At 31.0% G+C, this 13,073-nt stretch carries 13 protein-coding genes; 7 read left to right on the top strand and 6 right to left on the bottom strand.

Translation table 11 applies throughout. The annotated features are described in order from the left end of the window. Positions 1 to 2 precede the first annotated feature (2 nt). The 3 genes from ACYU7A_RS05405 to trmB all read right to left on the bottom strand — a co-directional run bounded on the left by ACYU7A_RS05405 (position 3) and on the right by trmB (position 1,704). The gene (locus ACYU7A_RS05405; RefSeq protein ID WP_460574728.1) at positions 3 to 329 is read right to left on the bottom strand and encodes an MGMT family protein; all 327 of its coding nucleotides are present in this window, start codon (positions 327 to 329) and stop codon (positions 3 to 5) included. Next, on the bottom strand, positions 329 to 964 hold the full coding sequence (locus ACYU7A_RS05400; RefSeq protein ID WP_298304832.1) for a LysE family transporter: 636 nt from the start codon (positions 962 to 964) through the stop codon (positions 329 to 331). The genes ACYU7A_RS05405 and ACYU7A_RS05400 overlap by 1 nt, the downstream gene beginning before the upstream one ends. A 62-nt stretch (positions 965 to 1,026) precedes the next feature. Beyond that, positions 1,027 to 1,704 carry a tRNA (guanosine(46)-N7)-methyltransferase TrmB gene (gene trmB / locus ACYU7A_RS05395; protein ID WP_396143805.1) on the bottom strand — a complete coding sequence of 226 codons (678 nt, stop codon included), beginning with the start codon at positions 1,702 to 1,704 and terminating at the stop codon, positions 1,027 to 1,029. Positions 1,705 to 1,825: 121 nt separating this feature from the next. Here trmB and ACYU7A_RS05390 point away from each other — a divergent pair, with 121 nt between their 5' ends. Next, positions 1,826 to 2,644, top strand: coding sequence for a UDP-2,3-diacylglucosamine diphosphatase (locus tag ACYU7A_RS05390; protein ID WP_460574725.1), 819 nt, complete (start codon positions 1,826 to 1,828; stop codon positions 2,642 to 2,644). Between the two features lie 2 nt (positions 2,645 to 2,646). Then, positions 2,647 to 3,702, top strand: a complete 1,056-nt coding sequence (locus ACYU7A_RS05385; protein WP_460574723.1) for a glycosyltransferase — start codon at positions 2,647 to 2,649, stop codon at positions 3,700 to 3,702. Here the strand turns inward: ACYU7A_RS05385 and ACYU7A_RS05380 are convergent. Both ACYU7A_RS05380 and ACYU7A_RS05375 read right to left on the bottom strand, forming a co-directional pair. Continuing rightward, entirely contained in the window at positions 3,676 to 4,731 is a 1,056-nt protein-coding gene (locus ACYU7A_RS05380; RefSeq protein WP_460574721.1) for a sensor histidine kinase, read from the bottom strand. The genes ACYU7A_RS05385 and ACYU7A_RS05380 overlap by 27 nt on opposite strands. Before the next feature lie 65 nt (positions 4,732 to 4,796). After that, complete coding sequence (locus ACYU7A_RS05375; RefSeq protein WP_298304844.1) at positions 4,797 to 5,480, bottom strand: response regulator transcription factor; 684 nt, start codon at positions 5,478 to 5,480, stop codon at positions 4,797 to 4,799. A 196-nt stretch (positions 5,481 to 5,676) separates the two neighbouring features. Between ACYU7A_RS05375 and ACYU7A_RS05370 the strand changes: the two genes are divergently transcribed. Continuing rightward, a complete protein-coding gene (locus tag ACYU7A_RS05370) occupies positions 5,677 to 8,454 on the top strand; it encodes a TonB-dependent receptor (RefSeq protein WP_460574718.1) in 2,778 nt (925 codons plus the stop codon). A gap of 182 nt (positions 8,455 to 8,636) precedes the next feature. Continuing rightward, positions 8,637 to 9,821: a hypothetical protein gene (locus ACYU7A_RS05365; RefSeq protein ID WP_460574716.1), complete on the top strand. Its 1,185-nt coding sequence runs from the start codon at positions 8,637 to 8,639 to the stop codon at positions 9,819 to 9,821. A 70-nt stretch (positions 9,822 to 9,891) separates the two neighbouring features. On the opposite strand, the gene ACYU7A_RS05360 is transcribed toward ACYU7A_RS05365, so the two are convergent. After that, positions 9,892 to 10,242 (bottom strand): toxin-antitoxin system YwqK family antitoxin, encoded by a 351-nt coding sequence (locus tag ACYU7A_RS05360; protein ID WP_460574714.1) that lies wholly within the window; start codon positions 10,240 to 10,242, stop codon positions 9,892 to 9,894. Between the two features lie 238 nt (positions 10,243 to 10,480). Here ACYU7A_RS05360 and ACYU7A_RS05355 point away from each other — a divergent pair, with 238 nt between their 5' ends. The 3 genes from ACYU7A_RS05355 (at position 10,481) to ACYU7A_RS05345 (ending at position 13,069) form a co-directional block, all read left to right on the top strand. Further along, positions 10,481 to 10,816, top strand: coding sequence for a T9SS type A sorting domain-containing protein (locus tag ACYU7A_RS05355; protein WP_460574712.1), 336 nt, complete (start codon positions 10,481 to 10,483; stop codon positions 10,814 to 10,816). A gap of 97 nt (positions 10,817 to 10,913) precedes the next feature. Next, a complete protein-coding gene (locus ACYU7A_RS05350; RefSeq protein ID WP_460574710.1) occupies positions 10,914 to 11,963 on the top strand; it encodes a T9SS type A sorting domain-containing protein in 1,050 nt (349 codons plus the stop codon). Between the two features lie 125 nt (positions 11,964 to 12,088). Next, the gene (locus tag ACYU7A_RS05345) at positions 12,089 to 13,069 is read left to right on the top strand and encodes a LuxE/PaaK family acyltransferase (RefSeq protein ID WP_460574708.1); all 981 of its coding nucleotides are present in this window, start codon (positions 12,089 to 12,091) and stop codon (positions 13,067 to 13,069) included. The last annotated feature ends 4 nt before the right edge of the window (positions 13,070 to 13,073 follow it).

Genomic DNA, 13,073 nt, shown 5'->3' with positions numbered 1-13,073 from the left:
GATTACTCTTTAGAAACGTTAGGTTCCCAAAAATATTTCTCAAAATCTACAATTTGATTGTCAACCACTTCAATTCCTTCGTTTTCTAAAAGTTGTTGCATAAGATTGGTTCCATCAAAATGATGCTTCCCTGAAAGTAATCCTTTTCTATTTACAACGCGATGTGCTGGAACATCATCGCGATTATGACTAGCATTCATTGCCCAACCTACCATTCTTGCCGATCGAGCAGTTCCTAATGCTTTGGCAATGGCCCCATAAGAAGTTACTTTACCTTCTGGAATTTGTTTTGCAATGGCATAAACGCGTTCAAAGAAATTTTCTTCCATTACAAATGATACTTTACAACATTGTATAAGGTAAAAATAGCTACAACTCCGGTAATGATTCCGATGATTTTGTTCATGTTTTGCATAAAATAATCGGTTTTTGATTTCATTTTATTGAAAAACAAAACGTACAAATAGAACACTAAAAACGAACCTAATACAACCCCAAAAACTAAGCTATAAATCGATATCGGATTGAAGGTAAAAATATTAAAGGAAGCTAAAGTAACACTGACAAAAACATAATATGGAATTGGAAAAAAGTTTATCGCCGAAATCAACATTCCCATAAAAAATCGACTTCTTTTACTTTTTAAATGCAGTGAATCTTGCGATTTTAGTTTTGGCTTCTTAGCAAAAAATAAAAAGTAAACAGATAAAATTGAAAAAATTACCAAACCAATCTCACGTAATAAAACCACAATTTCTTGATGACTATTAATGTATCTAGCAAAAATTACAGAAATATACGTTTGAAAAAATATCACTATTAAAGCTCCAAGAACAAAAACCATGGCGCGTTTTCTTCCATCGGTGAAATCGACTTTGGCTGCTGTCATATTAATTAATCCTGGAGGAAGAATTCCTATTACAGCTGCAATAAATCCCGATAAAAGTGGAAGGATGATGTTCATGTTATCAGTTTTCAGTTCTCAGTTTTCAGTATTTCTAAACAGATAACTGACAACAGACAACACTACTTTTTAATTTTAAAACGAATATACGTAATTGCTTTGTTAATTTCCAAATATTGTTTTTCGTAAAACGTTTGAATTTCAGTTACTTCACTTGGAGCACCTTCATTTTTGTAAACATTGTGATTAGCATATAAAACTTCGTGACCTTCACCGTGTAAAAGACCTAAAGTATAACCATGCATGAACTCAGAATCAGTTTTTAGATTTACAACGCCATCAGGTTTCAAGATTCTTTTGTATAATTTCAAAAACTCTGAATTGGTCATTCTGTGTTTTGTTCGCTTGTATTTTATTTGTGGATCAGGAAATGTTATCCAAATTTCAGACACTTCACCATCGGCAAAAATATGATTGATTAACTCTATTTGAGTTCTAACAAACGCTACATTATGCATTCCTTCATCGACAGCCGTTTTTGCACCACGCCAAAATCTAGCTCCTTTTATATCAATTCCAACAAAGTTTTTCTCTGGATAACGTTCTGCTAAACCAACAGAATATTCGCCTTTTCCGCAACCTAATTCAATGATTATTGGATTGTCATTTTTGAAGAAATCTGAATTCCATTTTCCTAATAACGGAAACTCATTTCCTACTACTTCTTCTCTTGTTGGTTGAAAAACGTTGGTGAACGTCTCGTTTTCCTTGAATCTTTTTAACTTATTTTTACTTCCCACGTTTCTATAAAATATTTTAGCAAAATTAAGGAAATAATATCCACCACAAATAAAGTTTTGATAATGTTTATGTAACCTTAACAATACAGCTATTCACTTATTTTTGTAGAAACTATTTATTTTGAAGAAAAGAAAAGTTGAAGTTGTAGTTATTTCTGATGTTCATTTAGGAACTTATGGTTGCCATGCCAAAGAATTATTACAGTATTTATCTGAAATTAAGCCAAAAATACTCATTCTAAATGGCGATATTATTGATATTTGGCAATTCAGAAAGTCTTATTTTCCGGCAAGTCATTTGAAAGTGATTAAGAAAATCATTTCGTTGAGTTCAAAAGGAACTAAAGTTTATTATTTGACTGGAAATCACGACGAATTTTTAAGAAAATTTACCGATTTACATTTAGGGAATTTAAGTTTGCTCAATAAATTAGTTTTAGATTTAGATGGTAAAAAAGCTTGGATTTTTCACGGTGATGTTTTTGATGCTTCAATAAATCACGCAAAATGGTTAGCTAAACTTGGCGGTTGGGGTTATGATATTCTAATTCTAATAAATCGTTTTCTGAATTGGATTTTGGCTCAAATGAATAAAGAACCTTATTCACTTTCAAAGAAAATTAAAAACAATGTGAAATCGGCTGTGAAATTTATTACTAACTTTGAAAATGTTTGCACCGATTTGGCAATTGAAAATAACTATGATTATGTAATTTGCGGACACATTCATGAGCCAAAAATTGAGTACATTACAACCGAAAAAGGAAAGACAATCTATTTGAATTCAGGTGATTGGATTGAAAATTTAACAGCTTTAGAATACAATAATAAAAAGTGGAAATTATACAAGCATGCTCCAAGTGAAATTGTTACAGAAGAAGAACAATTTGAATATGAAAACCAACTTGCAGAACAATTTATCACTTTATTAAAAAACTAAAAATGACTAAAAATATTCTCGTTGCACCACTAAATTGGGGTTTAGGTCATGCTACTCGATGTATTCCTATTATTCGTGAATTAGAAAAAAATGGTTTTACACCAATCATTGCTTCAGATGGTGTTGCTTTAGCTTTATTGAAAAAAGAATTTTCACACTTGACTGCTTTAGAATTGCCATCATATCAAATTGAATATGCCAAAAAAGGTGAGAATTTCAAATGGAAATTAATAAAAAATAGTCCAAAAACGATTAATGCCATTTTATCTGAAAAGCAATTGATTAAAAAATGGGTTAAAGAATATGATTTAAAAGGAATTATTTCAGACAATCGATTGGGTGTGCTTTCTAAGAAAGTGCCTTCGGTATTCATGACACATCAATTGACTGTTTTATCAGGAAAAACAACTTGGATTTCTAGTAAATTACATCAATTTTTTATTAGAAAATTTGATGAATGCTGGGTTCCTGACATTGAAAAATCTCCAAATTTGACTGGAAAATTAGGGCATTTAAAAAACTCGAATTTAAACATAAAATATATTGGAGTTTTAAGCAGATTAGAAAAGAAAGTCCTAGAAATAAAATACGACATTATGGTTCTGCTTTCTGGTCCGGAACCTCAACGAACTATTTTGGAAGAAAAACTAATTGAAGAACTTAAAGACAACAAAGAAAAAATAGTTTTCATAAAAGGAAAGGTAACGAAAGAACAAGTAAAAGAACAAAAAGGGAATATCACTTTTTATAATTTTATGCAATCTGAAGAGTTAGAAAAAACTTTTAACGAAAGTGAAATGGTACTTTGTAGATCGGGTTATACAACCGTTATGGATTTGTGTAAATTACAAAAGAAAGCTTTTTTTATACCAACTCCTGGTCAATTTGAGCAAGAATATTTGGCGAAAAAATATAAGAGGGAAGGCTTAGTTCCTTATAGTAAACAAGATAAATTTGTTATTGATGATATCCTTTCAGTTCCTTTATACAAAGGTTTGCCTTTGATACCTTCGGAAATCAATTGGAATCAATTATTTTTGCTTTTCGAGCGTGAATGAGAATTCTGATCCTTTGCCAAATTCACTTTCTATGTAAATTTTTTCATTGTGCCCTTCAATAATGTGTTTCACAATTGAAAGTCCTAAACCTGAGCCACCTTCACTTCTTGCGCCGCTTTTGTCTACTCTGAAAAAGCGTTCAAAAAGTCTTGGAATATGTTGTTGTTCAATTCCTTCGCCGTTGTCTCTTACACGAACAATAATTTTATTTTTAACCAAATCTTCAATGGATACTTCGGTTGTACCATTTTCTTTTCCATATTTTATGGAGTTCATTATCAGATTTGTAAGCACTTGTTGAATTTTTTCTTGATCTGCAAAAACGTTTATTGGTTTATTATACTTTCTGTCAAACATTAGAATAATATTCTTTTTGTCGGCTTGCATTTCAAGTAAATCAAATACATTTTGAATTAACTCAATGATATTGAATTCAGAAAATTCTAAATTTAGATCACCCATTTCAAGTTTAGAAATCATGTCTAAATCTTCTACAATATAAATCAGTCGTTCAACACCTTTTTCTGCTCTTTCAAGATATTTTTTTCTTAGATCTTTATCTTTCATAGCACCATCAAGCAAAGTAGAAAGATATCCTTGTACGGTAAAAAGTGGTGTTTTTAGCTCGTGAGAAACATTACCCATAAACTCACGTCGGTATTCTTCACGAACTTTTAGATTTTCAATTTCGATTTTTTTGTCTGTAGCAAATTTCTTTACTTCTTTTGTTAAAGTTGCCATATCTGTAGTAATCGATTGGCTTCTAAGAGTTGTAGAGTCTAATAAGGAAACATCATCATATATTTTCTTTACACGACGATAAATAAAATGTTCTACACGATATTGTAATACAAAAAAGGAAAAAACAGCAATACCAACTGCAAATGCAAAACAAAATTGTAAAGAAAATAGCAAAGAAAATGTACCAAAGAAAATCAACAATCCAGCAACTAAACTAGTTGAAAAAAGAGTAATATATAAAGTTGATATTACGGCGAATCGGTATGTTTTTTTGAAGTTTAATCCCATATTTTGTAACCTTTCCTCTAAGCATAGTAAATACATTTGTTACTATGTCCTTACAAAGATATTAATTAAGCTTCAAATTTGTATCCGACACCTTTAATGGTTTTGAATAAATCTTCTCCGATTTTTTCACGGAGTTTTCTAATGTGAACGTCAATTGTTCTTCCGCCAACAATAACTTCGTTACCCCAAACTTTATCAAGAATTTCTTCACGTTTGAATACTTTACCAGGTTTTGAAGCTAATAAATAGAACAATTCAAATTCTTTTCTAGGAAGAACAATTTCTCTTCCATCCATAACTATTTTATATTCTTCACGATTAATTTCAATGCCACCAACATTTAGGTTTTCACTTGAAGTTGTTTCGTCTTTTAGTCGTCTTAATAAAGCTTTTACTTTACTTACCAATAATTTTGGTTTTATTGGTTTAGCAATATAATCATCAGCACCAGCATCAAAACCTGCTACCTGAGAGTAGTCTTCGCTTCTTGCCGTTAAAAATGTTATGATGATATTACTCAATTCAGGAATTTTTCTAATGTTTTCACAAGCTTCCATTCCGTCCATTTCTGGCATCATTACATCCATAATGATTAGTTGTGGGCGTTCCTTTTTTGCAACTGCAATTGCTTCTTTACCATTTGAAGCTGTTACAATTTTATAACCTTCTTGAGTCAAGTTATAACCTACAATTTCTAGGATGTCTTGTTCGTCATCAACTAATAAAATCTTAATGTCTTTTTTCTTCATAATGCAAAAGATTATGCTGTTTTGCGATGTAAATATACTATTTTATCAGTAATTAATTCTTATTAAAAATGAGTTAACGGTAATTTAATCTGTTAACATTATGGTAATAATTACAAAACCTAATGATAAATTGCAAGTAACTTCAACTTTACAATGCGTGTCGTTCTTTGCATCAAAATTTAACAATTAGGAAATAATGAAATTCAAGTTACTTATTTTAACTATTCTTTTTAGCATTACAGCATTAGCACAAAACAAAGGAACTATTACAGGTGTTCTTACAGATAAAGACATGAAAAATGCTCCTTTAGCATTTGCAAATGCAGTAATCAAAGGCACAAGTATTGGAGCCACTACTGACGATAAAGGTAGATATTCTTTAAAAGTTGAACCAGGAAATTATACTTTAATATTCAGTTTTATTGGATACGAAACAATTGAAGTTCCAGTGACTGTAAAAGAAGGTGAAACATTAACAATTGATAAAGCTCTTGGTGCTGGTGGTTATAAACTAGACGATGTTGTTATTCAAAAAGTAACTAACAGAGAAAAAGAAACTGCTTTGTTACAAGAACAGAAAAAAGCTGTTGAAATTAAACAAAGTATTGGTGCACAAGAAATGTCAAGAAAAGGTATTAGTGATGTTGAAGAAGGTTTGACTAAAATTACTGGTATTACAAAAGTGGGTTCAAGAGGATTATTTGTAAGAGGATTGGAAGATCGTTATAACAATTTATTAATTAATGATTTAGCCGCTCCAACAAACAATCCATTTAAAAAAATTATTCCTTTAGATTTATTTCCTACTGACATTGTTGGAGTTATTGATGTTTTTAAAACCTTTAATCCTAATATTTATGGAGATTTTGCTGGAGGAACATTTAATATTGCCACATCAACTTCTAAAAATTCTAAAAGTCTTACTAAGATTAGTGTTGGTACTAGTTTTACAACCAACAATAATTTAAGAGATTTCTTGATTTCAAAAGACGCAGACAATACAAAAGGTTTTTTTGGCTTAACAGGAAAAGATAGAGCTTTACCTGGCATCCTTGGCGGAAAACCATCTGCTTACACATTTACTCCTAATCAAGCACTAGAATCATTCAAAAGCGGGTTTGATGTTTCTGATACTAAAAGCCCTTTAAATACAAGTATTGGTTTATTACACACTGAAAAATTCACTTTAAAAAATGACAATAAATTATCCTATTTATTATCATTAAACTTTGATAATAGTTATAATTTCAGAACAGGAGTAGAAAGAAATTTTAATAATAATCCTTCTGGATTTGTTTACAGAAATGACTTTATAAATACTGAATATCGCTACAAAACTTCATTATCTTCTCTTCTTGGATTGAACTATTCAGGGAAAAAAATCAAGTTATCTTGGAACAATTTTTATCTTAGAACAACTGAAAGCTTAATTAAAGACCAATCTGGTTTCGCCGATTTAACAGCAAACAACAATGTTTCATTCATTAGAACCAATCAATTAGACCAATCTGATTATTTTAACTCTCAATTATTGGGTGAATACGCAATAAACGCGGATAAGAGTCAAAACATAAAAGTAGGAGGTTCATTTGCTAAAACATCTTATCAACAACCCGACAGAAAATTCTTTTCTGGTACAAGAGATGGTGAAAACATAATTACTTCAATTGCAGGTAACAATTTTATCAAACAATATTTAGATATAGACAGTGATATTTACTTATCAGGTATGATGGAATATGGTTTGAAATTTGGAGGTTCTGATAAGAAAAATAAATTAACTGTTGGTTATAATGGATATGCTTCATTAATGCAATCTTCTTACCGATTTATTTCACCTGTAAATAGCTTTGCACCTAACAGTTTTACTGTTCCTGTAAATAGTTTGGATGCACAACTAAACGACTATTTAAGCCAAAATGCTTTTAGTTTTAGAGAAAGTTCTAATGCTACTTATAAAGCAAAGTTAAATGAACAAACAAACGCTGGATATGCAAATATTTTATTCAAATTTGCTGAAAAATGGGAAATAAATGGTGGTCTTAGAGCAGAAAACACTCAAAGAGAAACAAAATATAGAAACCAAGGAAACTTTGATGCTCCTTACGAAAAAATAGTTTACAACAATTTCTATTTATTGCCATCTGTTAATGTTAAATATGAGGCAACTGACAAAGCTAATATTCGTTTTGCATCAGGAAAAACCTATACAAGACCTGTAATCATGGAAGCTTATCCAATCGAGTACATTAATGCTGATGGTACATCTATGAGAGGAAATCCTTTTTTAACTAATAGTGATAATTATAATTTTGATTTAAAATTTGAATTATTTCCTTCTTCAAAAGAAATGTTTGCTGTTGGTCTTTTCGGTAAAAACATACAAAAGCCAATCGAAAGAACTTTTATCGCAAATGCTGCAAATTCAACAATTACAACCTACTTAAACTCTGATAGTGCTAATTTATATGGAGCCGAATTAGAATTCCTTTTTGATTTTGGTAGAATTAACAAAAGCTTGTCAGATGTTTCCTTTGGTTTTAACACTTCATTAATGGCAACAAAAGTGGAAGTTAATCCAGTTGGAAGTATTGAAACACACAAATCTAGAGAACTTCAAGGTGCATCAAAGTGGATTATTAATTCTGATGTTAAATACCAATTCAATTTTTCTAAAACTTGGAGTAATACAGCTACACTAGTATATTCTGTATTTGGAAAAAGAATATATGCAGTTGGAACAGGAGGATTAGATCATATTTATGAATTACCAGTTCACCAACTAGACTTTGTATGGAGTAGTAAAATATCACAGCATTTTGATGTTAAATTTTCTACAGATAACATTTTGAATCCTAATCGAAAATTTGAATTAGGTACTGATGGTACATCTCCAATTGCAGAAAAATCAAACCTGATAAGTAACTATAAGAAAGGTGTTGGATTTTCACTAAACCTCGCTTATACATTCTAAAAGAACTAAAGCTGTCTAAAACAAGACAGCTTTTTTTATGTAAATAATTCGGTTTCAGTTAACAATAAATTTACTTTTTTATTGAATTAAAATAACGCTATTATAATATTTAGATAACTAGAAAAAAAGCATTGCTGTCTACATTTGTAACAGAAAATTAAACAACAATAACTAATATCACAATGAAAAAAATCATTTTAAGTTTAGCAATTTTAGCGTCTGTATTTACAGGATGCACTAGTAGTGATGACGAAACAACTGCACCAGTTGTAACAGGAGAAATCACAGGAATTATTACAACAAACAAAACTTACCCTCTAGGAACTTACACTTTGAAAGGAATTGTAAAAATAGAATCTGGAGTAACAGTTACTTTTGATGCTGGTTCAACAATAACTTGTGACAAAGCAACAGGAGACAATGCATTAGTTGTAAAAAACGGAGCAAAATTATATGTAAACGGAACAGCAGCTCAACCAGTAGTTTTTACTGAAAAATCTGGAATTCCTGGATCGTGGGGTGGAATTATTATGTATGGAGATGCGCCAATAAATGCAATTGGAGCAGCAACAACTTCAACTTCTGAAGATGGAAATGCTTTACCTTATGGTGGTACAAACGCTGCTCACAATGGTGGTTCTTTAACTTACGCAAGAGTAGAATATGCAGGTTCAAAATTAGCTGATGGAACAAAAGAACTTAATGGTTTCTCTTTCTACTCTGTTGGAACAGGAACTGTATTAGACCATTTAGTTTCATACAAAGGTGCTGATGATGGTTTTGAATTTTATGGTGGAACTGTAAGTATGACAAATGCAATTTCTTACGGAAATTATGACGATGCTTTTGATTGGCAAGATGGATGGAAAGGTCAATTAAACTCAAACTGGTATGGACTTCAAGTAACTAAAGGTAACTTTGGTGTTGAAATTGAATCTTCAAACAACAACAATGCATTCTGGCCAAAAGTATCTGGAATTACTTTAAAAAGACTTGCTGGATGTACTCCAGAGGTAGCTGGTGCAATTGAAATTGATGCATTTCAATTCAAAAAAGAAGGAAATGGCGAATTTAGCAATGTTGTTATAGATGGTTATGGAAATTATACAGAAGGAGCAACAACTTATCAAGGTGCTGCAGTAAAAATTCAAGATGCTACAACAAATAACAATCAAGTTAATGGTTCAAAAATCAAATTAACTAACTTTAAAATTTCTAATACAACTCAAATTACTCCAGTAGGTGCAACAGCAGCTATTTCAGTTACATTCCCAACAGGACAATTCACTACAAGCACTACTGCAACTGGTGCAGTAATGACAACTGGTGCTTGGTCAACTGTAAGTGGTTTGAACTTATTACAATAAAACACAAAAACATATAAAAAAAAGCTCATCGGTTTCGATGAGCTTTTTTTATTTAAGTCTTGAACTAAAATTAATCTTTATCAGCAATTGCGTTGTGATTGAATTTTTTTACATCAACAATACGATTGTCAACAAAACTTACTTCGCTTACGCAAACGCTATTTGAATAATACATCCATTTTCCTGTTTTCTCACCATTAGTATATTCAGCTGTAGCTTTTAGATTTCCATTTTCATCATATGAAGTCCATTTTCCATCTAGCTTTCCGTCTTTAAAATATCCTACTTGTTGTACGGCACCATTTTCATAGTGATAAGTAGCTTTAACCAATCCATTTTCTGCTTCTAAAACTGGCTCAATTGCTTGACCAAATGATAAACCAGAAATCAAAATTACAAGTGTTAAAAGAAGGTTTTTCATGATATTTGGGTTTTTGAATTAATAATTAGATAACAAATATATAACTATTTTTACAATAACCAAACTTTTTCTTAACAATTTGGTAACATTGGAAATTTAAAGTGGAAACTTTTGAAATTTATTTACTATATCTATTTACCTAAGTATTAAACAATCAATATAAAATTTGTTAAAATTGTGGTTTTTGGCATTGTATTTGAAAACTTATTTATATATTTGCTTTAACCAAGTTGAACTCATGACAAAAAACTACTTTTATATTATTCTTTTTTTCCTAATGCTAAGCACTACAAGTGTGATGGCACAAGAGGGAAAACTAGCATCAAAAGTGCAAGAGAACACTATTGAAGGCTTGAGTTTTTACCCGAATCCTGCAACTGGTGGAAAGATTTACATATCTACAAAATCTAATGAAGATAAGCAAATCACCATATTTGATGTTCTTGGAAAAAAAGTACTTCAAACTACTCTTTCTTCTAGAGAACTTAACATTTCTTCTCTTTCACCAGGAATTTATCTTATTAAGATAGAAGAAGGTGACGCAAGCGCTACTAGAAAATTAATTGTCAGATAGTTAAATAACTATATTGTTAACTATTTTTTTACTTTGATTATTTTTATTTAAAAAAATAGTCTTTATCTTTGTATCCTAAATTATTACAAATAAAATTATGAAAAAACTTTACACTTTATTATTTATTGCATTAACAAGCTTTTCTTTTGGACAAACTGCCTTGTACGAAGGATTTGACTATACAGTTCCAGGATTTGTTGGAGGAAATTTAGCTACAACAAGTGATGCCGTTGGATCAAACAATTGGTTTACGCACAGTAACACTGCAACAACTGGTACAGGTACTATTGATTTAGTTACTGGAAGCTTAAGTTATTCTGGTTTAGCAACTTCTACTGGAAATAAAATCTTATTACCAGGTGCTAATGCAACAACTCCTAGAGATATTAACAGAGGATTTACACCATCAACAGCTAATTCATATTATTATTCACTTCTTATTAATGTAGTAGACAACACTCAATTAGCTGCAACAGCATCTGGAAACACATACTTCATGAGTTTTGGTGGTACTTCTGGTGGTACTGTAACTAGTTTGGGTGGAAGATTAGGTATAGTTGCGGTAAACTCTGGTGCAAATTACAGATTAAATATTTCAAATACTTCTACAGGTACTTTAACATATACAGAAAATCCTGTAGATTTAAATTTTGGAACAACATACTTAGTTGTTGTAAAATATGATAGATCTGCTGCACCAACTGTGGCTTCATTATGGGTTAATCCAACTAACCTTGGAGGTACTGAACCAGCAACAACTGTAACTAATAACTCTGGAACAAATACTTTTGCAACATTTGCTTCTATTTGTTTAAGAAATTCAACTGGTACACCAAAAGCTGAAATCGACGAAATTAGAGTTGGTGAAACTTGGGCAGATGTTACTACACCAAATTTAAGAAATAACCAAAACGCTATCGCTGGTTTATCAATTTTCCCTAATCCAGTGAAAAATGGTGTTTTCTACATCAACACTGATGCCAATGCTGAAAGAACAGTTACTGTTTTTGATGTATTAGGAAAACAAGTTTTAAACACTACAACTTCTGAATCAGCAATCAATGTAAGCAACCTAACTGCTGGTGTATACATGGTTCAAATTTCTGAAGAAGGAAATACAGCTACTAAAAAATTAGTTATCGAATAATTAGTTTTAAAATTATATTAGAAAGCTCCAATTTATGTTGGAGCTTTTTTATTTTCATTACTTTTGCAGTGCTACTGTCCCGAAACTTCGGGATGTTTCAGAATTAAACAAAAAGCATCTTAACTTTGATTTCATCTCACGATATATTCACCATTCAAAACCAAAAGCAGTTTGAAAAAATAGCTTTAAAGGTTTTTCGTTTTCAATACGACAATAACAAAGTGTATCGCGAATTCTGTGAGTTATTGAAAGTTGAAAAAGGAAGCGTAAAATCGTTGCAACAAATTCCGTTTTTACCCATTCAGTTTTTTAAAAGTCATGATGTTTTATCTTCAAATGATGCCATTCAAGAGACTTTCACAAGTAGTGGAACCACCGGAATGATAACAAGCAAACATCTTATAACCGATGTAACTTTGTATGAAGAAAGTTATCGCAATGCTTTTTCAGAATTTTATGGAAATATAGAAAACTATGCGGTTTTAGCTTTGCTTCCATCCTATCTTGAGCGTTCTGGCTCTTCTTTAATCTATATGGTAAAAGACTTGATAGCGCTTTCAAATAATGAAAATAGCGGTTTTTATCTACAAAATTATGATGAACTAATTTCAAAATTAATTGAACTTGATGCATCCGGACAAAACGTACTTTTGATTGGTGTAACTTATGCTTTATTGGATTTAATTGAACAACGAAAGTTTCAATTAAAAAACACAATAATCATGGAAACTGGCGGAATGAAAGGCAAACGCAAAGAAATCATCCGTGAAGAATTGCATGAAATTCTTTGTAATGGTTTTGGAGTTTCTAGCATTCATTCAGAATACGGCATGACCGAATTATTATCGCAAGCCTATTCATTAGGCAACGGAATATTTGAATGTCCAAACTGGATGACCGTTTTAATTCGTGATACAGAAGATGCTTTGTCATATGTAGAAAGCGGTAAAACAGGAGGAATAAATGTAATCGATTTAGCCAACATCAATTCGTGTTCTTTCATAGCAACACAAGATTTAGGGAAAAAATATCCCAACAATTCGTTTGAAGTATTGGGACGTTTTGATAATTCAGATATTCGAGGTTGTAATTTAATGGTGTTGTAATTTC

The sequence above is a fragment of the Flavobacterium koreense genome (assembly GCF_054776075.1).
The sequence above is the reverse complement of the archived record's forward strand: the minus strand, read 5'-3'. Positions and strand labels throughout refer to the sequence as shown.